The organism is Shewanella sp. 10N.7 (assembly GCF_020806285.1).
In the GTDB taxonomy this organism is placed as follows: Bacteria; Pseudomonadota; Gammaproteobacteria; order Enterobacterales; family Shewanellaceae; genus Shewanella; species Shewanella electrodiphila.
Genome location: NZ_JAJGZS010000014.1, coordinates 61,942 through 83,755, shown reverse-complemented (window position 1 = coordinate 83,755; position 21,814 = coordinate 61,942). Strand labels below are relative to the sequence as shown.

Below are 21,814 nucleotides of genomic sequence, written 5' to 3'. Positions count from 1 at the left end.
TGGCGACGCGTTAATTAGGTAGCACCATAGGTATGATGGATAGCACTAATAATAATGCCATGCTGATATTAAAGATGCGTTGCTGACGAGCATTTTTAAGTAATTTTTTCAGTCCAATCCCAAAACTTAACCAAATGGACGCGCAAGGGAGTGCGACAAAGAAAAACACCACTGCAATGGTGATAATTTGTGGTGCCAACGGCTGCTGAATGTTAGTAAATGTCGCGATAGCGCCCACGGCCATTATCCAGCCTTTTGGGTTAACCCATTGAAACGCGGCAGCTTGAAAAAAGTTAAACGGTTTGACTGTTTTCTTGCCTTCTAAATTACTTGAGCTATTGGCAATTAACCAAGACAGATACAGTAAATAGATAATACCGGCTACTTTAATGACTTGGTGAGCGACAGGGTAAGCTTGAAACACAGCACTAAGACCAAGTCCTATAGCAAGTACCATACTCGGGAAACCAACAATAATGCCCAATAAGTGTGGAATACTGCTTTTTACACCAAAATTGACCCCTGAAGTCATCAACATTATGTTGTTTGGACCAGGAGTAATACCTGCAGAAAAGGCAAATAATGCAATGGTAATGACGAGTTCCATAAATTGAGTTTTTCTTCATCGGAAATTTTTTATCAGGCCTGCATTTTAGCCGTTATCCCATAGTGAACAAGCAAAAAGTGCATTTATATCGATTTTGCTGAGTTACAAATGTGGCGAAGTGGTTGGAAGTGTTTTTAATATTTGTTCTCAAGTGTCTAAAATATACTTTAAATATTCGGATTTGTTGTTATTAAATTTGAGTCAGGTTAGGTTAGGGTTCATATGTTAAATTAATTTTGATGCGAGAGTTCGCGCTTTATACCGATTGTGCTTGCCTGTGCGGTACTTGCCAGTTTCTGATTATAGGATTAACGGATAAATGATAAATAAACAATGGTGTTTATGGATAAGCTTAGTTGCCGTATTAATAAGCGGTTGTGCAAGTAATGAAACAATAATCGATCCTGTCCCAAGTCGCATTACTATGGTGACTTCAGGTGATTTAGGCATGATTTCAGAACATGCTAAAACCTTTAGTTGGCATCCAACGATGTTTACTGTCCATAGTGCAAATAAGATAGATGATGCTGAGTTAGTCAGACATATGCGTCAATCGATTACTAAAATAATGAATGCTAAGGGTTATCATTATGTGGCGGCTGATCAGTCTCCAAGTCTTATATTGGGCTTTGGTATGGCATTAGAGTCAGAAATCAGTGATAAAGAAATTATGAAACGCGCGGGATTAGTGGCAGGCTTATCTACCAAAGGCGTTGATGACGATTATGAAAAAGGCTCTGTGCTGGTGGCGTTATTCAATCCCAATAGTATTCAACCAGTGTGGAAGGTCCTAGCTCAAGGCTTTACTGATACCGATAGACCAGTTGAAGTTAGAGAACAACGTTTTGATAAACTCACTTCGATGATGCTTAATTCAATCCCGAATCATATTATGTAATGTTGTCGGGTAAATCATCTGGTTTCATGCTACAAAATAAAAAGGCCGTTGATTGTTATCAACGGCCTTTTTAGCATCTACTGACTTGTGCTAGACAGTAACATCCACTTCATAAGAACCAAACTTGCGAATGTTAATGACACCAGTATCAAAGATCAGGTATTGGCCTTTAATTCCTTGCAAAATACCAGTGACTTCTGGCGTTTTATCAAAGTTATGTGATTTCACTTTTTTAGGGAACTCAGTGATTGGGAATTTAATTCCTTGAATTGAGTTATCCAAACGTTCAATGACAAAATCTGGGTTCTGCTGCTTAATTTCTAATAAGCGCTCTTCAATAACTGGGATTAATTGATTCGCCATCTCGATGAGATCCACATCCTCATTATTGCCTTTGAGCATGGCTTGCCAATTCGTTTTATCGTTGATCAGTTTAGCTAACTCAACTTCCACTAAACCAGAGAGCTGGCGAGTGGAAACTTTAAAGATAGGTAAGCCCTGGGTTGCGCCTTGATCTATCCAACGCGTTGGAATTTGAGTGTAGCGGGTGATACCAACCTTGATCCCTGAGGTATTTGATAGGTAAACATAATGAGGAACAAAACAGTGAGTTTGAGCCCATTCAGGTTCGCGGCAAGTCCCCTTATCAAAGTGGCAAGTTTCAGGCTTCATGATGCATAAATCACAGCTGGCAAGCTTAGACATGCAAACGTAGCAATGGCCTTGAGAATAACTTTTTTTGGTCTTTTTACCGCAACTACAACAAAAGATATTGCCCGTGTGAGTTAGTGTCAGTGATTGACCAATCAAAGGGTTAAGGTCAATGGTTTCATCGCCCACAGGCAGTTTGTATTGCACTTCATTCTGCTCATCAAGCTGAGTGCGCATTTTTGATAGCGTTCCTAACATCATTTACTCATTGTTTTTATCATTTGAGCTTAGTCTAACAGATGATTGTAGGGATATTTAAACGGTTTTTTAGATTGAATAAGCCGTTAAGTGCAGTTGATGTTTATGACACTTATATGAAACTTTAAGTTTGTCTATAGACGAGGTTGTATAGAAGTGAGTAGAGGGTAAAGCGGTTGGAATCATGCTTATAACACCAGCGAATGCATTGGCCAATACGCTGGTGATATAGCTTGATGATGAATGGCTGAGCAGAATATTAGTCGTGTTTGCGCATCAGATAATGCAAGCTTTATGCGCTTTTACTCAGTTTATCTAATACAACATCATCACCCAGTTCATAAAGTGATTCTGTTAACTGTTCTTCTTGGCTAGGATCAGATAAGCCTAGGCCCATAGTTGCTCTGAAGAGGGCAATACCGCTGTGGCTTGCTGTTTCCTGTTGGCTACTAAATTGCTCAATGTTAATACCAAGAGCGTTTATTTTATTAGATATTTCAAGTACTAAGCCTTCGCGATCATAAGCAACTAGATTAAAGCTTAAGCGTTTGATTGGCTGTGCTATATGGCCTGTTTTACAATAAGTGCAATTAAGTCCGTCAATACACTCTAATGCTTCTAGTAAGGCGTCCCATTTTAATGCAGAAACTTCTAACTGTAATATAGCGGCAAAGATACCATCTATATGACGCATTTCTGAATCAAGCCAATTACCATTGTGACGACTTATAACATTTGCTATTTGCTCAACTAGTCCTTTTCTATCAGGGGCTTGCAAGGTGACGAGATAACGCAGCATAATTGAAACTCCCAAATTATTAACAAATAAATCTGCTGTAACACTACTGTCATATTTACGTCATATAATTCAGCCAATTAAAATTGGCATCCAAAAAATGTCATATAAGCTCGCTAAACTGCAACTTTTTAAACCAGCGATTCGCTTGGGAATGAAAAACAGTCAGTTTAGGTAAATAAAACAGCTATTTATTTAGTAACACAGCGGATTAAACAATCATAGCGAAATTTCGCTGACGATTAATTATAGAGGTTCTGAATGGAAAGTCAGGTAAGTCAGCCTGGTTCTGAGACGAAAAGTTTGCTTGTCAGCAGACGTACGAATCGAAGAGCATTTACGGATAAGGCAGCTGAAGTCGGAGTAACTGTGGGTGGTACCATGGTTTTTGTCGCTTTATTGTTGATTTTCTTTTACTTATTGTATGTTATCAAACCTATTTTTGATGGTGCAGATGTTGAGCCTGTTTCAACCATTAGCTATCAAAATACGGATGTAGCAACATTAATGGTCGGTAGTGATGAGCAGAATGAAATCGCTTATCGCGTGACAATTGATGGACAAGTTGATTTTTATTCAGTTGCAAGTAAACAACTAATCCAAAGTTTTAATCCTCCTCTACCAGCGGGTGCAACCGTGGTAAGTAGTACTAAAGCAAAACCGAATGAACAACGTTTTGCACTGGGGTTAAGCTCAGGAGAAGCATTGGTTGTAGGTGTTGATTTTGGCGTGACTTATCCAGACAACGTCCGCACAATTACGCCTCGTTTACGTTATCCACTTGGTGAAACACCGATAATGGTCGACGAAGGTCAACCATTGAACAATTTGGTGTTTGATTATATCGATAGTCGTATTGGCTTTGCGTATCAAGATAATGACGGTGCATGGAAATTGAATCGCCTTGAGGGCGAAGAAAACATGATGACCGAAGAAATTGAATGGTATTCAGATTTAGCGGTGATTGAAGATGCACCAAAAGAGGCTTTCACTGCATTAATGACGCCAGACCATCGCCAATTGATCTTACCGACGTCAGGTAAAATATTTATCTACAGCATCCGCGATACTGATACGCCAAGTTTGCTGCAAGTGATTGATGTAAAAGATGGCAGCAATAAGGTATCTAACGTCAGTTTATTAGCGGGTGCGAGCTCGGTATTAGTTAATTATGAAGATGGCACAATTAGCCAGTATTTTCAGGTAAGTAGCCGCAACGGTCGTTTGTACCAGAAAATTCGTGACTTCGAAATTGACTCGCCTGTGCAAACCATTGCCACAGAATTTTATCGTAAGAGCTTTGCTGTTGTCAGTGCAGAGGGCGAACTATCGCTACTGTATACCACCAGTCAACGTAACTTATTTACTGAAACATTCAATATTGCACAACCCGGTGAAATGGCCTTCAGCCCTCGCTCAAATGCATTAATCGTTGAAGCGAATAACAGCCTGAATATTTTTGCTGTCGACAATGACCATCCTGAAGTGTCATGGAGCGCATTGTGGCAGAAAGTTTGGTATGAAGGTTACCCTGAGCCACAGTACGTTTGGCAGTCAACATCTGGTTCTGATGATTTTGAAGCAAAACTAAGCTTAATGCCTTTAGCATTCGGCACCATGAAAGCGGCTTTTTACGCCATGTTATTTGCTGTGCCAATTGCTATCGCAGGTGCGATTTACACGGCTTACTTTATGGCACCGAAAGTGCGTAGTGTTGTTAAGCCTACCATTGAAATTATGGAAGCATTGCCAACAGTAATTTTAGGTTTCTTAGCGGGTTTATGGTTAGCCCCATTAATCGAAGACCATTTACCTGGGATATTAGTGTTACTGACATTACTGCCAACCAGTATCTTGCTCAGCGCATTTACTTGGAGCAAGTTACCAGCTAAATGGAAGCAGCGTTTACCTGAAACATATCAAGAGATCATGTTGATCCCAGTGATTTTGTTTGTAGGTTGGTTCTCATTTGAAATCAGCCCAGTGATTGAAATCGCCTTCTTTGATGGTAACACCCGTCAATTTATTACTAATGAGCTAGGGATTACTTTCGACCAACGTAACGCGTTTGTTGTCGGTATTGCGATGGGCTTTGCGGTGATTCCAACGATTTTCTCGATTGCTGAAGATGCGATTTTCTCAGTGCCACGTCATCTATCAAATGGTTCATTAGCACTAGGTGCAACGAACTGGCAGACATTAACACGGGTGGTTTTATTAACAGCAAGCCCAGGTATTTTCTCTGCAGTGATGATGGGGTTAGGGCGAGCAGTAGGTGAAACCATGATTGTATTAATGGCAACGGGTAATACAGCAATCCTTGAGTGGAGTGTGTTTGAGGGTATGCGTACCTTAGCCGCGAACATTGCTGTCGAAATGCCTGAATCAGCCATTGGTAGTTCGCATTACCGCGTATTGTTCCTTGCTGCATTCGTTTTGTTTGTATTTACCTTTGTCTTTAACACCATTGCAGAAGTGGTACGTCAACGTCTACGTGAACGTTACAGCTCACTTTAAGGAATGAAGATGAAAACAATAGTTAATATTTCGCCAATCGCTTTGAGAGGTTCGAGCAATGGGTAAGTGGGTTAAATCAGGATCTCCATGGATATGGATGACTGGTGGTGCAGTAAGTATCAGTTTGATTGCAGTACTGGGTTTGTTGTTATTAATTGCTTGGCGTGGCTTAAGTTACTTCTGGCCTGCTGACATTTATCAATGGCAACTTGAAGATAACAATGGAGTTAAATCAACGCTAATAGGCGAGATCTACGACCGTGAAGAAGTGCCCACTGAACGCTTAATCTCAGCGGGTCACAAGTTTAATGAACATCCGGGTGAGTTTGTCACTCGCTACCTTGTGAAAACAGGTAATCGTGAGTTTGTAGGCTTAGATTTCCGCTGGATTTTAGCAACTGACATTGTTAGTCGTGAAAAGCCTGAAGATATAGCGATGTTTGAGCGAACTAAAAATGGTAATTTTTATGGTTACCCTGTTGCTGTTATCGAAGATGGCCAACGTTTATCGCTTGATGGCGAGCAAATCGAAACGTCATTAGAAGAACATATTGAACGTTCTGTTGATATCGGTGAGCAAGCGCTTAAACTACAAAAGTCTGAAATTGGTTCAGTTAACTATGCGCTAGAACGTCTTCGCTTAAAAGAGCGTGGATTAGAGTTAGATGGCAAGTTAACCCCTGAACTAAAAGCAGATTTAGACGCACAAGCTGAGCAGTTAAACCAAGACTACTTAGTGATGGAAAAAGACTTGTTTGCATTGCGTGATGAAGCAGCGAGAGATTCTGTCATTATCCGTGATATGCGCGGTGAAGAAGTTACCTTAAAGCTAGATTCAGTCTTAGATGTGAGTTATGTCAACCGCATGAACAGCTTTGATAAAGTGGTTCATTGGTTTGTGGGAATAGGTCGCTTTGTTAGCCACGACCCACGTGAAGCGAATACTGAAGGTGGGGTATTCCCAGCTATCTTTGGTACCGTGTTCATGGTGATGCTGATGGCTGTGATTGTGACGCCATTTGGTGTGATTGCCGCGATTTACTTACATGAATATGCTAAAAAGGGCCCAATTACTAAGATGATCCGTATTGCGGTGATTAACTTAGCGGGTGTGCCATCTATCGTATACGGTGTGTTTGGTTTAGGCTTCTTTGTTTATATGCTTGGTGGCTCGTTAGATCAGCTATTTTATCCTGAAGCATTACCTGCACCGACATTTGGTTCGCCAGGTGTGATTTGGTCTGCACTGACCTTAGCTATTTTGACATTGCCAGTTGTGATTGTATCTACTGAGGAAGGCTTAAGCCGTATCCCAAGTGCAGTTCGTCAAGGCAGTTTAGCGTTAGGTGCGACAAAGTTTGAAACCTTATGGCGCATTATTATTCCAATGGCAAGTCCTGCGATTATGACAGGCCTTATTTTGGCTGTAGCTCGCGCAGCGGGTGAAGTCGCGCCATTGATGTTAGTGGGTGTGGTAAAACTTGCACCGACGTTACCGATAGATATGAACTTCCCGTTTATCCATTTAGAACGTAAGTTTATGCATTTAGGTTTCCATATTTACGACGTTGGCTTCCAAAGTCCTAACGTAGAAGCGGCTAGACCACTGGTTTACGCTACTTCATTCTTATTAGTATCTGTGATTGTGACACTTAATTTAACAGCTATTAGTGTACGTAATCACTTACGTGAAAAATTCCGTTCGCTAGAACATTAATTAGCGATATCCTGAGGAAAAAAGAAAAATGATTTCTATTGATCAAAGCGCTATTAAATCTGAAGTTGTCGATTTAGCTAACCTACCTGCACAAGATACTGCGCTAGAAATTCGTAACTTAGATTTACGTTATGGTGATAAACAAGCTCTATTCGATGTGAGCATGAAAATCCCGAAAAACCAAGTGACAGCATTTATTGGCCCAAGTGGTTGTGGTAAGTCAACATTATTACGTTGTATTAACCGTATGAATGACTTAGTTGAAACCTGTCATACAAGTGGTGAGATTTTACTTCACGGTCAAAATATTTATGACAAGCAAGTCGACGTTGCTGCTCTTCGTCGTAATGTTGGTATGGTGTTCCAGCGTCCTAACCCGTTTCCTAAGTCAATTTATGAAAATGTGGTTTACGGGCTACGTTTACAAGGTGTAAGTAATCGTCGTGAACTTGACGAAGCAGCTGAACGTTCACTGCGCGGCGCGGCAATTTGGGATGAAGTGAAAGACCGTTTACATGATAACGCCTTTGGTTTATCTGGTGGTCAGCAACAACGTCTAGTGATTGCCCGTGCAATTGCTATTGAACCAGAAGTTTTGTTACTTGATGAACCAACATCAGCATTGGATCCAATTTCAACATTAACGATTGAAGAGCTAATTACTGAGCTAAAATCAAAGTACACAGTGGTTATCGTTACGCACAACATGCAACAAGCTGCGCGTGTATCTGATCAAACTGCCTTCATGTACATGGGCGAGTTAATTGAGTACGCTGATACCAATACTATCTTTACGACGCCAAAAAAACGTAAGACAGAAGATTACATTACGGGTCGTTACGGCTAAAAGTACAGGCATTAATAGCCGAGACTTCGGTCAATATTTTAAAGAATAAAGGTTGATACAGTAATGGAAAACAAAAGTTTAAATAAGCATATTTCTGGTCAGTTTAATGCTGAATTAGAAGATATCCGTAACCGTGTTTTAGCTATGGGCGGTTTAGTTGAGCGTCAGCTTGAAGAGTCACTTGATGCACTTGCATCACTTGACGCAGAGCTTGCGCAAAAGGTGATTGACGGCGATCACAGAGTCAATGGCATGGAAGTGTCTATTGATGAAGAATGTACCCGTATTATTGCTAAGCGCCAACCTGCTGCCAGTGATTTACGTTTAATTATTACGATTGGCAAAACCATTACTGATCTAGAACGTATTGGCGATGCTTGTGTACGTATTGCAAAGGCTGCTTTAGATAAGCGTTTAAATAATCAACAGCCATTACTTGTGAGCATTGAAAACATGGGGCGTCATGCAACACGCACACTCCATGCAACACTTGATGCGCTAGCGCGTATGGATGCTGACAATGCACTTGAGCTGCATAAAGAAGATGCTAAGCTAGACAAAGAATATGAAGGTATTATCCGTCAGCTAATGACTTACATGATGGAAGATCCTCGCTCTATTCCAGCGGTATTAGACGTACTTTGGGCTGCTCGTGCGGTTGAACGTGTCGGTGACCGCTGTAAGAATATCTGTGAGTACATTATCTTCTTCGTGAAAGGTAAGGATGTTCGCCATACTTCTTATGAAGACATGGAAAAAGATTTAAACATGTAAACTGATTGGTTTGCATCTCAAAGCCCTTAATGAAAATTAGGGGCTTTTTTGTCGGTTAAGCCTAAACCTAAACCTAAACCTAAACCTAAACCTAAACAAAAGCACTAAGCAACAGCCCTAAACACAAGCCCTAATCAATAACCCTAAACAGCCGCTCTAAACATCTGCAGTAAACCTCAAGCAGAAAACCTCCAATAAGAAATCTTAAGCAACAAGCACATACCCAAAGCAAAATAAAATACAGTTAGAGTTGGACAAAATGACCTTGTCTGAATATTTAAATTGAGTCACTTTGTCGCACTATTTTTTGTAAGTCACTAACACCACGATATTTTTTGAATTCGATCACAGAAATAATTGGCATTTAAATTGCTATCTTTATATATCCAATCCCTGCGGCAAGATATATGAGATGTAAGACCCATAGCTTAAATAACGTCAACAAACTTTCAGGAGAGTTAAGCGGTGCATTCGCTGACTTAGGTACCTTCCTTCCACTTGTATTAGGCCTGATTGCGCTTAATCAATTCTCACCCCAAGGCATATTTCTTGGCTTTGGCTTTTTTGCGCTTTTTAGCGCATTCTATTATCGAAGGCCCATTCCAACTCAGCCGATGAAAGTCATCAGTGCGCTGGTCATTGCTGAAGGCCTGACGCCTGGGATGCTACAAGCTTCGGCAATGTTAATGGGCGTTATATTACTGATATTGGCATACAGTGGCATCATTCAATGGATGGCAAAGCAACTATCACCCGCGATTAGTATTGGCATCCAATTAGCTATTGGCATTCAGTTAATGTGGATGGGTGGCTTTATGATGAGTGAAACTTGGGGCGTAGGCTTACTGGCTTTCGCGGCATTATTTTTAAGTCGATTTATGCCAATGCAATACATTGTCATGCCCTTGGTTATCTTTTTTGGCATAGTTTGGCAGTATCTGAGTCAAAGTGCCCCTAGTTTTAATTTTTCCCAAGCCGCGCCTTGGCAGTTTAGCTGGCCAGAGAGCTATGAATGGAGCTCGGCAGCTGTACTATTGGTCTTGCCGCAATTAGCACTCACCTTAACTAATGCGGTGATTGCGATTTCTGCAATGGCAAAAGATAAATTTCCTGAAGATAGCGATAAGTTTACCCCACAAGCTTTTGCAAAAAGCTCGGGTTGGACCAATTTATTAATGGCGCCATTTGGCGGTGCAGCAATGTGCCATGGCGCTGGCGGGTTAGCTGTGCAGTATCATTTTGGTGCGCGTACCTGGTTAGCACCAGCAATATTTGGCGCCACTTGTGTGCTGATAGCTATTTTTTGGGGGCAGGGGATTGCCACTGTTCTTTCGTTAATCCCACTTGCTGTGCTTGGTAGCTTACTTGCGATTGCTGGCACCCAATTAGCCTGGTCTAAACGATTCATTGATGGCAAACCATTTTGTATATTCGTAATTTTTACCACTGCATTAGCTTGCCTTGCGATTAATACAGCAGCAGGTTTAGCAGTTGGTGTCGTATTAGAGCTAGGACGTCACCAATGGCAATCACTATCCACGCCAAAGACAAAATGACGTTGCTTATTGGCTTAGCAGTTCAGCCGCTTAGTAGGTTATGTGCGTGACTGTGATCACAATGTCATGTTTGCTTAATTAGTCATGGGGTATATGCGAAGTGACTAATGAGCAAACTGTGTTAACATTTTCGTCTTGATTCTTCTTTTCCGTGAGCTAAATGAAAAATACCCTGTCCCGTGGCTTGACCAATTTACTTCCTATGGTGTTAAGCCTTTGGCTATTTTGGTCGCTATTCATTTCGTTAGATGGTTTAGGCCATTTGCTACTGGATATTGTTGAGCTTGATAACACTTTTGTCGGTGCGGGGTTTATCTTAGTTGCGGTGTTAGTGTTTATTTCAGGTCTGCTGTTTTCTTTTAGCCCATTCGCTTGGCTTTACGGCTGGCTTGAACAGCAGTTAATGAAGTTTCCTTTGTTTAAATCTGTATATGGCAGTATCCGAGATATTGCAGGTTTGATGAAACGCGACGGAAAACCGAAAAACCAAAAGACAGTATTAATTAAACAAGCAAATGGTGGCTATGTCGTTGGTTTTATTATGAATCAAACAGCGCCAAAACCATTGACTGATGCGCTACCTGAAGGGGAATGGGTGCCGGTTTTATTCCAGTTAAGTTACCAAATGGCCGGTGTCACTAGTTTAGTAAAACGAGAAGATTTAATTGAAGTGGATTGGTCTTTTGAAGATGCGATGCGTTTTAATTTAACAGCAGGGATTTCCGCTAAATCGATAACGGCTGTGAATGACAAAAAAGCCATTAAAACGGCTAATTCTGAACAAGATGCCCCTGCAGATAAACCGCAATAACCACTTATCTTTTGTCATCATCAGCTTGTGAAAATATTCATAATTTATAGCATTAATGATTAAGGTATTACCCTTTTTCATTAATGTTAATGCGCCTCTACAGGCTTTTATCCAGTGTGGGTGGCTGTGTTTTTTGAACAAAAAAATATCGTCAAATATGCAATAACCGGTTTCAAAAATAAACCGCACTAATAAGTGTCATTTTATTTTCATTAACTCAATCTCGTTCAGCTTGAAAGAAAATGTTGGCCATTTTGTTTGTCAGTCATCATTAAATTCAGTTTGTGATAGAAAACATTGCCCCGAGTGTTAACTGAGATTATTCTTGGGGTAATGTTTTAGAACTAATCAATGTTGTTTCATCAATCAATGTTTCATCAACCAAAGTTGGAAAGTCGATGTCGGGCACACAAAGTAAATTAGATAAAGTATTAGCGGAAGCAAGAGACTATAAAGCCAGCCGTGAAAAGGGATACCGCGAGCAAGCGTTAAAACTGTATCCTTGGGTGTGTGGCCGCTGTACCCGAGAGTTCACCCATAAAAATTTATCAGAGCTGACAGTGCATCATGTGGATCATAACCATGATAACAATCCATCAGATGGTTCTAATTGGGAGTTATTGTGTTTGTATTGCCACGATAATGAACATTCTCGTTTTGAAGAGTTGATCCGTTACGGCAGCACTACCGAAGTTAAGCAAGAAGCGGCGACATATAATCCGTTTGCTGATTTAAAAGCAATGATGAAAAAATAGTCCTGCTCTTATGAGTTAAGATTGCTGCTTAACAAATAAAAAGGTTACCTCGTGGGTAACCTTTTTTGTGTTTGAACATTTATCTAGAATGAATAGCAATATCAGAAAAGCTCTACTCTTCGAGCTTTCCTTCAGCAGCTAACCATTTATCTCGGCTTATCACTTGATGATTATTGCCGCCTTTAAGGCGTCGTTTACGCTCAGGCAATAACGCCCAAATTTGCTCTTTCTTGTTGTCACTGGCTTTACCCCAGCCAACAATTTCATTGATGTGTCTAAAACACCCCATACAAAAATCATCATCGTTCAGCCCGCACTTGGCAACACATGGTGAGTGCATATAAACATCCTATAATTAACAGTTAAAGGCGCAATTACGCTGATATATTTATGAATAACACTAGACACTAAACGTCATAAAAATTAGTCTCGTGTGAAATTAAATATATTATATATCAGTTAGTTACTTTTAATGCTCGCTTGTCTAATTATTGTGTTTGATGTAAACGCATTAGACTAATTATTGTTAGCTTGGAATAACTAAATTGCTAAGAATTGGTGTGGAGAATACCATGAAATCATCGCTATGTTCAGCAGTAAAACGTGGCTCTTTTATGTTGTTGATGAGTTTAAGCTTAGTGTTAATGACAGGTTGTTCATTACTTGAAGTTAAGCTTGAGAGTGGCGTAAAGCCGCTTCCTAAAGAGCAAATTAACATGAGAATGTTTAGCCGAGAGTTTAGTTATAGTTTCTATACTCAGGTAGAGGCGAGTGCCGATTTGATTGCTAATGGCACTGACGATGTTGCTATAAAATCAAATACTTTGATGTGGAAAATTTACTCTGAGCAAAACCTTCAGCGTGCTATTTTTCAAGCATCTCCAGTTGCCGCAATGGTAGATACATGGGTGTTTACCGAGCAGATGAATCAATACTTTTCTGACGGCGCAGGTAGCGATGTATTTGGACAGCAACAATCAATCGCCATTGAAGCTAGCCAGATGCTGTCGACTAAATTTGCTAAAACCGTAAAAGGCTTTGTTGATCCAAGCAGCTTTAGAAAGCATCAAGCATTTGTAAAACAATATGTTGCTGATAATCCAATTAAAGATATCAGTTTTAGCCGTTCTTCTGCTTTTCAAGATTGGTTAACTTATAGCAATATTTCTGAATTTGAAGCCATAACCACTTTTGGTTCGATGCCTGAAGTGATGAGTGATATGTCCGATAGAATGGCCATGACGACTCAGCAAATGCCTAAAATTCTAGGCTGGAAAGCGGAGCTGTATGCTTTGCATGCTGATGTGAATGCAGCAGATGTAGAACAAGCCCTTAAAAATATCAGTGAGACTACTGTTAAATTTCAAGCGTTAATGGAGCAAACGCCTGAGATGATGACCATGTTGGCGACGGATATGCGCACTGAACTTAGCCCTTTACTGGCAGAGTTAAGTGAGTTAACCGATGATAAAATACAGCAACTCAGTAAAGAGCGTGAAACCTTAACTCTGCTACTGACTAATGAGCGTGAAGCTTTAGTCGAAATGGTCACCAGAGAGCGGATTGCTGCAGTGCAAGATATTGATGACTTGACCCAGAAAACAGTTGAGCAAGTGTTTAAGCAAATCACTGAAACTCTTAAAAGTTTGATTTTGTATTTCATTTTGTTCTTAATCGCGGTATTTTTTGCGCCATTAGGATTCGGTGTCTGGTTAGGCAAACGAATGGCTGTTAAAAAACAAGCATAAAAGGGTTCAGTATTGTCTATTCGTTCAGCTAACACGCTTAAGCTTGCGCAGATCAGTGAATGTTTATCGTCACTCAAGGCTCTGTGGCAAGTAAAAGCGTTTGAATGCGAGGTTTTGCCTTGGCAACAAGCGTTTCCGAAGTTAGCAAAAACGGTATGGCAAATAGATGACGCTGATATTGAGACGCTAGATCTTGAGCAACAAAACTTAGTTAATTATTTACTGCCGAGTCTAATAGAAGATTTATCGTCAAACTCTTGTTTTAAATGGAGTGAACAAGCGCTTGCCGCGTTGTTGACTGAAGGCATTACGGCTAGTTGTATCGATAATACTAATCACAACGAGACATCGAGCCATCAGCCGATTGACTTACAACTTACTGAAACAGAGCTGAGTCATTTTAGTGCCCATATTAAAGGCCGTAAATGGCAACAGATCACTCAGTTTGCAGCACATGTTCCAAATGATCGCCTACCGATTGTAGAGTGGTGTGCAGGTAAAGGACATTTAGGACGTTATCTCGCCAAAACCCGTAACTTGCCGGTGACCAGTTTAGAGTGGCAACAGAACTTGTGCGATCAAGGTCATGAGTTTGCTCAACATTGGCAATTACAACAGCAGTTTCGTTGCACCGATGTATTTAAGTTATCTGAGAATCCTTTAAAGGCTGAGCAACATGCCATTGCACTGCATGCATGCGGTGATTTACATGTGAGGTTAATTGATTTGGCCGTTCAGTCATCTACACAAGCCATTTCATTTTCACCTTGTTGTTATCATTTAATTGAAGCGCAGCAATATCAGCCGCTTTCTGATGTGGCTAAACAATCGGGTTTTACGCTTTCTCGCCATGATTTGCAGTTACCTCTGCAGCAAAGCGTTATTGCCAATGAAAGGCAGTTAACGTTAAGGCATCAAGAAGTTGCTTGGCGTTTGGGCTTTGATAGCCTGCAACGAGCCGCATCAGGTAATAAATCCTACTTACCTATTCCAAGCATTAAACGTAGTCAGCTTTCAGGTCGTTTTGTGGACTTCTGTCATTGGGCAGCAGTACAAAAACAGGTCAATATAACCTCGGTTGCAGATATTGAACACTATTTAGAAATCGGTAAGCAAAGACAAAGACTGACACAGAGAATTGATCTGGTCGCACATCTGTTTAGACGCGTTTTAGAACAGTGGTTAATTTTAGATAGAATGTGTTTTTTAGAACAACATAACTACCAAGTGGATGTGCTTGAATTTTGTTCGAACAGTATTACTCCAAGAAATAGCCTTATTCAGGCTAAAAAACGATAATTGATTTTTTGTTTGTTCGAATAGTTAGCTAACTTGCTGTTATATAGTTTTAAATTGCTAGCTTAAGACTTAAACGAACTCATGCTATCACAAAATTAACTGCCATAAACTGTGGCGTAGGTAGATTTATCTACGACTAAAAGTGGTTTTATATTGAATATTTGGGTTTTTCTTGCTCAAATGGCGGGTTAATAACAAATACCAATAAATATGGTTGCTGTAAGCGACCTTAAAGTGAGCGATTGATACGGTTTCATGAAATATTCCCGCGTTTTTATTAATAGTATGGCTTATGAGTTAGCACCCCAAGTGGTGTCTAGCCTAGACCTAGAATCTCGTCTTGCGCCGCTTTATCAAAAGTTTCGTATTCCAATGGGGCAATTAGCTGCATTAACTGGTATCAAAGAACGTCGTTGGTGGCCAAAAGGCTATCGATTATCTGACGGCGCATTATGTGCAGCGCGTAAAGCTGTAGATGAAACAGGTATCAGCGTGAGTGATTTAGGTGCTGTGGTTTACACCGGTGTCTGTCGCGACCAACATGAACCTGCTACGGCTTGTCGTGTTGCGGCTGAACTAGGTGTTTCAAAAGATACTGCGATTTACGATATCAGTAACGCATGTCTTGGCGTGCTATCAGGCATTTTAGATATTGCTAACCGCATTGAGTTAGGACAAATCAAAGCTGGCATGGTGGTTTCGTGTGAATCTGCCCGCGATATCGTTGAAGTCACTATCGACAATATGTTGAATGAGCCGACGATGCAAAACTTTGCTCAGTCATTGGCGACCCTGACTGGTGGCTCCGGTGCTGTTGCGGTTATTTTAACCGATGGCAGCTTACCGCTTAAAAATACCCGTCAGCATCAACTGTTAGGTGCGAGTCATTTATCTGCTCCTGAGCACCATGAGTTATGTCAATGGGGCCTTCAGGAAACGAGCCAGAAGCTATATCGTGAGTTTATGCGCACTGATGCCGTTACACTGCTCAAAGAGGGTGTTGATTTAGCTAAGCATACTTGGGAGCACTTCTTGACTCAACGTGATTGGGTTGTAGAACAAGTTGATAAAGTGATTTGTCACCAGGTTGGCGCATCTAATCGCAAGCAAGTTTTAAATGCACTCAACATTTCTCATGAAAAAGAATTTCCTACCTATGAAACGCTCGGCAATATGGGCACAGTGTCTTTACCTGTGACCGCAGCGATTGCCCATGATCAAGGGTTCTTGAAACTCGGCGATCAAGTGAGCTTTCTAGGAATAGGCAGTGGATTGAACTGTATGATGCTTGGCATCAAGTGGTAGTTATCTGACTGGTTATTTAACAGTATTATAAGAATTATTAGGAAGCATCATGTTAGAAAATCTGTTGCCTTTTGACAGCCATTATTTAGACCGAAATGGTAATAAATTACATTACGTCAACGAAGGTCAAGGTGAGCCAGTTGTTATGGTTCATGGTAATCCGAGTTGGAGTTATTACTACCGTAACCTAGTAACGGCATTAAGCCCAACCCATCAGTGTATTGTACCTGATCACATTGGTTGCGGTTTATCAGATAAGCCTGACGATCCACAATATGATTACACCTTAAAAAATCGTATTGATGATCTAGAAGCCTTGCTTGATAGTCTTGATGTGAAAGAAAACATAACCCTAGTCGTGCACGATTGGGGTGGCATGATCGGCATGGGTTACGCAGCTCGTTACCCTGAAAGAATTAAACGTTTAGTCTTTTTAAATACTGCAGCGTTTCATTTACCTGAAACCAAGCCTTTTCCTTGGGCATTATGGGTTTGCCGTGAAACGATATTAGGTACATTTTTGGTAAGAGGCTTTAATGCTTTTTCATCCATTGCCTCTTATGTGGGTGTTAAGCGTAAACCGATGTCAAAAGAAGTGCGTGAAGCCTATGTTGCGCCGTTCAATAACTGGAAAAACCGTATTTCAACATTACGTTTTGTACAGGATATTCCATTAAAGCCTGAAGACCGTAATTACCAGTTAGTGTCTGACATCAGTGACAGCTTAACTAAGTTTTCTGATGTACCGACCTTAATTTGTTGGGGACTTCAGGATTTTGTTTTTGATAAGCACTTTTTAGACAAGTGGCGTCAACATATGCCTCATGCGCAGGTGCGAGAGTTTGATGATTGTGGTCATTATATTCTGGAAGATGCGACTGAAGATGTGATTGGGCTTATTCAGCACTTTATGGCAGAGCAGCCAAAGGCTTAACTTGTCAGAGTGAATAAAGTAAGGGCATCGTAATGATGCCTTTTTACTTTATAGCGTTAGCTGAACTTAGAAAGTCATTACTCTTAATACAGTGATACTTAAGCAATGAATCAGTTAACAATGATAATGTTATAAAAGAGAACCTTAAATCGTATTCATGACAGTGAGCTTATGACTATAAATACAGCCAATATCTGCCAGCATTTATCTCATGCTGCGATACACATTCCCACTGAACTTGCTGTTGCTGTACAAACGGCTCAATCCGGTTCACTTTCATATCAAGAAATTAACTTTAAAGCCTTAGATGCTGATTCTGACGATATGGCTTATCGGCTAAATGCTGCTGGGATTCAAGCGGGGATGAAAGCGGTATTGATGGTGACACCGAGTATCGATTTTTTTGTGCTCACTTTTGCGCTATTTAAAGCAGGGATTATTCCGATTTTAGTGGACCCTGGAATGGGGGTTAAGAACTTAAAGCAATGCTTTGAAGAAGCCAAGCCCGACGTTTTTATTGGTATTTCGAAAGCGAATATTGCCCGTAGAGTATTAGGTTGGGGTAAGTCTTCTGTAAAGCATTGTTTGAATGTTGGTGGCAGCGGACTAGAGCGTTGGTTGGCGGGGGCAAAAAATATTGATAGCTTGCCTAAAGCCGAGCTTAATACGCCATATCCAATACAGCTTCTTGATAACAGTCAAATGGCGGCAATATTGTTCACCAGTGGCAGCACTGGTACGCCTAAAGGTGTGGTGTACAGCCATGCAATGTTTGAGGCGCAAATTCAGGCATTAAAGCATGATTATGGCATTAAACCTGGCGAGCGAGATTTAGCAACCTTCCCATTATTTTCGTTATTTGGGCCAGCACTTGGTATGGCGTCTATTGTACCTGCCATGGATGCCAGTAAACCGATAACGGCTAACCCTGATTATCTTTTTGCTGCGATTGAAAAGTATCAATGCTCAAATATGTTTGTTAACCCAGCTTTACTAGAACGATTAGGCCAAGCGGGGGAGCAAACAGAGCATAAGTTACCGAGTGTTAAGCGAGTTATTTCAGCCGGCGCACCAGCGACAATTTCATCCATTAAACGATTCAGTCAGATGTTATCTGAAGGCGTTGAAGTGTTAAACTCTTATGGCGCGACTGAGTCTTTACCTATCAGTATGATGCCGAGCTCAGCGTTATTTGATACCACTGAGTCCACTGATAACGGTAAAGGGATTTGTGTTGGCAAGCCAATAGATGGTGTTGATATTACCATTATCGATATTACCGAAGATGTGATCAGTCAGTGGGATGAATCATTACCCCTGAACAGTGGTGAAATCGGTGAGATTGTCGTAAAAGGCCCAATGGTCAGCGGGAGTTATTACCAGCGAGACGCAGCAACAGCTTCGGCTAAAATTGCCGATGGCGATATTGTTCGTCACCGAATGGGTGACGTGGGTTATCTTGATGATGCAGGTCATTTATGGATGTGTGGCCGTAAAGCCCATCGGGTAGATAGCAATAAACGTTATTTTTCGATTCCTTGTGAGCGAGTGTTTAACACTCATCAACAAGTCAAACGCTCTGCACTGGTTGCTATTGAAGTTAATGGCGCCACTGTGCCGTTATTATGTGTTGAACTTGATAAAGGGATTGTCTGCTCAACCAGTAAACTACTCTATCAAGAGTTGCTTGATATCGCTGAGAAATACCCTCATACAACAGGAATTCATCGCTTCCTTATTCATCCTGACTTTCCGGTTGATGTGCGTCATAATGCAAAAATATTCCGTGAAAAGCTCAGTGTCTGGGCACAAAAGCAATGGAAGGAATAACTTGTGACTGTTAATCAACCGTCTTTATCTTCAGATAAAAATCAAAAGAGCCCATTAATGTTTGATGACTTATTAGTACAAGAACAACAAGCGTTAACAGCGCTTAAAGCATCAGCTAAACGGGTTTTTGTGACCGGTGCTGGTGGTTTTTTAGGTAAAACCATTTGTAAAAGATTACGTGCCGCACAAATCGAAGTTGTGGGTTTTGCCCGCGGTGATTATCCCGCGTTAACTGACATGGGCGTAACCATGTTTCAGGGGGATATAGCTGACTATGAAAGTGTATTGTCTGCAATGCAAGATTGCGACTTAGTATTTCATGTTGCTTCAAAAGCTGGGGTTTGGGGCAGCAGAGACAGCTATTTTGAGCCAAACGTAAATGGTACTGCCAATATTATTCGCGCTTGTAAGGCATTAAATATTAAACGCTTAGTTTATACCAGCACCCCAAGTGTGACCTTTGCAGGTGAAGATGAGTCAGGTATTGATGAATCAGCCCCTTATGCCAAATCCTATTTGAATTATTACGGTCACTCAAAAGCCATAGCTGAAAAAATGGTGTTAGACGCTAATAATACTGAGTTTAAGACCACAGCATTAAGACCTCATTTGATATGGGGCCCAGAAGATCCTCATCTTGTGCCACGTGTCATCGCGCGAGCTCAAATGGGTAAGCTTAAACTAGTCGGTAAACAGGATAAATTGGTTGATACCATTTACGTTGATAACGCCGCTTATGCCCACATTTTGGCCGCGAATGATTTAAATGCTGCTTCAAATGCCGCAGGTAAGGCCTATTTTTTAAGTAATGATGAGCCAATTACAATGGCTTCAATGCTCAACAAAATTCTTGCTTGTGTCGATATCGGCCCCGTTTCAAAACGAGTGCCAGCAGGCGTTGCTTATACAGCAGGCGTGGTGTTAGAAACCGTTTATGGTTTGCTCAATAAACAACAAGAACCGATTATGACGCGTTTTGTGGCAAGGCAGCTGTCAACTAGCCATTATTTTGATATTAGTGCAGCGAAACAAGATTTTGGTTATCAAGCCTTAATTAATATTGATGAAGGGATGAAACGACTTAAAAAATCATTATAAATCAAAATGAGCAGAATGATTTAATGACGCATTGACCTAAAATATTAATACTTGCTTAGGTGAGTGCTTTAATAAATTTACAAGGATTGCCGGCAAAAACACCATTGCCGGCAATATCTTTTGTTACGACGCTTCCAGCGCCGATCACGGCATTATCGCCAATGGTTATACCCGGTAATATAGATACATTGCCGCCTAACCATACATCATCTCCAATCGTTATCGGCTTTCCATATTCAGTCGTGCGCCTCGCAATGGCACCCAGAGGATGAGTTGCAGTAGATAACATTACATTGGGGCCAAACATCACATTGTTACCTATTTTGACCTGACATACGTCTAGGATGACTAAGTTGTGGTTTGCATAGAAATTATCGCCTACTTCAATGTTTATGCCGTAATCACAGAAGAAGTTCGCTTCTATATGGCATTTTCCCTTAGGTGATATTAATGCTTTTAATACGTTTGTGCGCTGTTCTATTTCTGATGGACATAGCTGATTAAATTGATGGCATAGCTTCTTTGCATTGGCTCTTAATTCAAGTAACTCAGGTTCCCAAGCATCATAGGACTGACCTGCAAGCATCTTTTCTTTTTCTGTCATTGTGAACTCCATTCTCGATGTTTTATGAACTCAGTGATGGCTTATGAACTTAGCGATGACTTATGAACTTATCGACTATAGCTGCAGGGCGAATATTTTTTTGTGGCAGAATATCAACTTTAGAACCTTTCTGTTTGTCATTCCATACACTTAATCAGTTCTATAGCATTAGGATAATGCCAGTAGACTTAAGTCGGCTATACCTAAGCGGGCGAAACGTTAACATGATGCCTTTGAATTAGTTATAAAGGAAAAATTAATGGCAGCTAAACGCGGGTTTACACTAATAGTTAAACTGATATTCAGTTTGGCAATGATTGTCGCCAGTCCCCACATTCGTGCTGAAGAGCATTCAGAAGATGCCATTAAAAGTGAAAGCGCAAATTACCAAAATCAACTGGTTGGAAGTTGGACCCTGAGCTCTGGAAAGTATCTCAACGATAAAGGAAAGTGGATCAATTATCAGGACTTAAACCTCAGCGCGATAAAAGTGATTTCGCAGAATTATTTTAGCTTTACCACAATGCAAACCTCTTCGGGCGTGAAAACGTTTTGGGCTGCAGGTACAGGTAAGTACCAACTGACTCAGCAGCATTATATCGAATTTCCATCGTTAAACTCTTTCAATGTTCAAGAAGGGGAGTCATTTACCTTTTCTTATAAATTGGTCGGTAATGAGTGGCATACCGAGCGCTTTGAAGCTGGAGTGTTGTCAGAGGTTGAAGTTTGGAAAAAACTGGATTGATGGGCTTTGAGAGCGACTGTAACACATGATTTACGATATTGTTGAATGAAAAAACAACTCCAAG

General features: G+C 40.7%; 20 protein-coding genes. 15 read left to right on the top strand and 5 right to left on the bottom strand.

What is annotated here, in order from left to right; translation table 11 throughout:
• Positions 1 to 10 precede the first annotated feature (10 nt).
• Positions 11 to 607, bottom strand: a complete 597-nt coding sequence (locus tag LMH66_RS10680; RefSeq protein WP_229369954.1) for a LysE family translocator — start codon at positions 605 to 607, stop codon at positions 11 to 13.
• Positions 608 to 926: 319 nt separating this feature from the next.
• On the opposite strand from LMH66_RS10680, the gene LMH66_RS10675 reads away from it, so the two are divergent.
• Entirely contained in the window at positions 927 to 1,505 is a 579-nt protein-coding gene (locus LMH66_RS10675) for a DUF4136 domain-containing protein (RefSeq protein WP_229369953.1), read from the top strand.
• 90 nt (positions 1,506 to 1,595) lie between these two features.
• On the opposite strand, the gene LMH66_RS10670 is transcribed toward LMH66_RS10675, so the two are convergent.
• Together LMH66_RS10670 and LMH66_RS10665 are read right to left on the bottom strand one after the other, a co-directional pair.
• Positions 1,596 to 2,414: a DUF2797 domain-containing protein gene (locus LMH66_RS10670; RefSeq protein WP_229369951.1), complete on the bottom strand. Its 819-nt coding sequence runs from the start codon at positions 2,412 to 2,414 to the stop codon at positions 1,596 to 1,598.
• A 292-nt stretch (positions 2,415 to 2,706) separates the two neighbouring features.
• Positions 2,707 to 3,213 carry a glycine cleavage system protein R gene (locus tag LMH66_RS10665; RefSeq protein ID WP_229369949.1) on the bottom strand — a complete coding sequence of 169 codons (507 nt, stop codon included), beginning with the start codon at positions 3,211 to 3,213 and terminating at the stop codon, positions 2,707 to 2,709.
• Positions 3,214 to 3,471: 258 nt separating this feature from the next.
• Here LMH66_RS10665 and LMH66_RS10660 point away from each other — a divergent pair, with 258 nt between their 5' ends.
• The 7 genes from LMH66_RS10660 to LMH66_RS10630 all read left to right on the top strand — a co-directional run bounded on the left by LMH66_RS10660 (position 3,472) and on the right by LMH66_RS10630 (position 12,187).
• Positions 3,472 to 5,727, top strand: coding sequence for an ABC transporter permease subunit (locus LMH66_RS10660; RefSeq protein WP_229369947.1), 2,256 nt, complete (start codon positions 3,472 to 3,474; stop codon positions 5,725 to 5,727).
• Positions 5,728 to 5,785: 58 nt separating this feature from the next.
• Positions 5,786 to 7,444 (top strand): phosphate ABC transporter permease PstA, encoded by a 1,659-nt coding sequence (pstA, locus tag LMH66_RS10655; protein ID WP_102527085.1) that lies wholly within the window; start codon positions 5,786 to 5,788, stop codon positions 7,442 to 7,444.
• Between the two features lie 28 nt (positions 7,445 to 7,472).
• Complete coding sequence (gene pstB / locus LMH66_RS10650; RefSeq protein WP_102527084.1) at positions 7,473 to 8,291, top strand: phosphate ABC transporter ATP-binding protein PstB; 819 nt, start codon at positions 7,473 to 7,475, stop codon at positions 8,289 to 8,291.
• Positions 8,292 to 8,354: 63 nt separating this feature from the next.
• On the top strand, positions 8,355 to 9,065 hold the full coding sequence (gene phoU / locus LMH66_RS10645) for a phosphate signaling complex protein PhoU (protein ID WP_102527083.1): 711 nt from the start codon (positions 8,355 to 8,357) through the stop codon (positions 9,063 to 9,065).
• A gap of 407 nt (positions 9,066 to 9,472) precedes the next feature.
• Positions 9,473 to 10,621: a putative sulfate/molybdate transporter gene (locus LMH66_RS10640; RefSeq protein WP_229369944.1), complete on the top strand. Its 1,149-nt coding sequence runs from the start codon at positions 9,473 to 9,475 to the stop codon at positions 10,619 to 10,621.
• Positions 10,622 to 10,781: 160 nt separating this feature from the next.
• Positions 10,782 to 11,432 carry a DUF502 domain-containing protein gene (locus LMH66_RS10635; RefSeq protein WP_229369940.1) on the top strand — a complete coding sequence of 217 codons (651 nt, stop codon included), beginning with the start codon at positions 10,782 to 10,784 and terminating at the stop codon, positions 11,430 to 11,432.
• A gap of 398 nt (positions 11,433 to 11,830) precedes the next feature.
• On the top strand, positions 11,831 to 12,187 hold the full coding sequence (locus LMH66_RS10630) for a YajD family HNH nuclease (protein ID WP_229369937.1): 357 nt from the start codon (positions 11,831 to 11,833) through the stop codon (positions 12,185 to 12,187).
• Positions 12,188 to 12,299: 112 nt separating this feature from the next.
• Here the strand turns inward: LMH66_RS10630 and LMH66_RS10625 are convergent, their stop codons facing one another.
• Entirely contained in the window at positions 12,300 to 12,527 is a 228-nt protein-coding gene (locus LMH66_RS10625) for a DUF1289 domain-containing protein (RefSeq protein WP_229369934.1), read from the bottom strand.
• Positions 12,528 to 12,759: 232 nt separating this feature from the next.
• Here LMH66_RS10625 and LMH66_RS10620 point away from each other — a divergent pair, with 232 nt between their 5' ends.
• From LMH66_RS10620 to oleD, 6 genes are all read left to right on the top strand, one after another.
• Positions 12,760 to 13,935, top strand: a complete 1,176-nt coding sequence (locus LMH66_RS10620) for a chemotaxis protein (RefSeq protein ID WP_229369931.1) — start codon at positions 12,760 to 12,762, stop codon at positions 13,933 to 13,935.
• A 12-nt stretch (positions 13,936 to 13,947) separates the two neighbouring features.
• Complete coding sequence (locus LMH66_RS10615; protein ID WP_229369929.1) at positions 13,948 to 15,234, top strand: methyltransferase; 1,287 nt, start codon at positions 13,948 to 13,950, stop codon at positions 15,232 to 15,234.
• Positions 15,235 to 15,489: 255 nt separating this feature from the next.
• Positions 15,490 to 16,539 (top strand): 3-oxoacyl-ACP synthase III, encoded by a 1,050-nt coding sequence (locus LMH66_RS10610; protein WP_102527075.1) that lies wholly within the window; start codon positions 15,490 to 15,492, stop codon positions 16,537 to 16,539.
• 49 nt (positions 16,540 to 16,588) lie between these two features.
• Entirely contained in the window at positions 16,589 to 17,473 is an 885-nt protein-coding gene (locus tag LMH66_RS10605; RefSeq protein WP_102527074.1) for an alpha/beta fold hydrolase, read from the top strand.
• 171 nt (positions 17,474 to 17,644) lie between these two features.
• Positions 17,645 to 19,303, top strand: a complete 1,659-nt coding sequence (gene oleC, locus LMH66_RS10600) for an olefin beta-lactone synthetase (RefSeq protein ID WP_229369926.1) — start codon at positions 17,645 to 17,647, stop codon at positions 19,301 to 19,303.
• Between the two features lie 57 nt (positions 19,304 to 19,360).
• The gene (gene oleD, locus LMH66_RS10595) at positions 19,361 to 20,401 is read left to right on the top strand and encodes a 2-alkyl-3-oxoalkanoate reductase (protein ID WP_229369994.1); all 1,041 of its coding nucleotides are present in this window, start codon (positions 19,361 to 19,363) and stop codon (positions 20,399 to 20,401) included.
• Between the two features lie 55 nt (positions 20,402 to 20,456).
• Here oleD and LMH66_RS10590 read toward each other — a convergent pair whose 3' ends face one another.
• Positions 20,457 to 21,005 carry a sugar O-acetyltransferase gene (locus LMH66_RS10590; RefSeq protein WP_229369925.1) on the bottom strand — a complete coding sequence of 183 codons (549 nt, stop codon included), beginning with the start codon at positions 21,003 to 21,005 and terminating at the stop codon, positions 20,457 to 20,459.
• Between the two features lie 259 nt (positions 21,006 to 21,264).
• On the opposite strand from LMH66_RS10590, the gene LMH66_RS10585 reads away from it, so the two are divergent.
• A complete protein-coding gene (locus tag LMH66_RS10585; protein ID WP_229369923.1) occupies positions 21,265 to 21,750 on the top strand; it encodes a hypothetical protein in 486 nt (161 codons plus the stop codon).
• Positions 21,751 to 21,814: the final 64 nt, after the last annotated feature.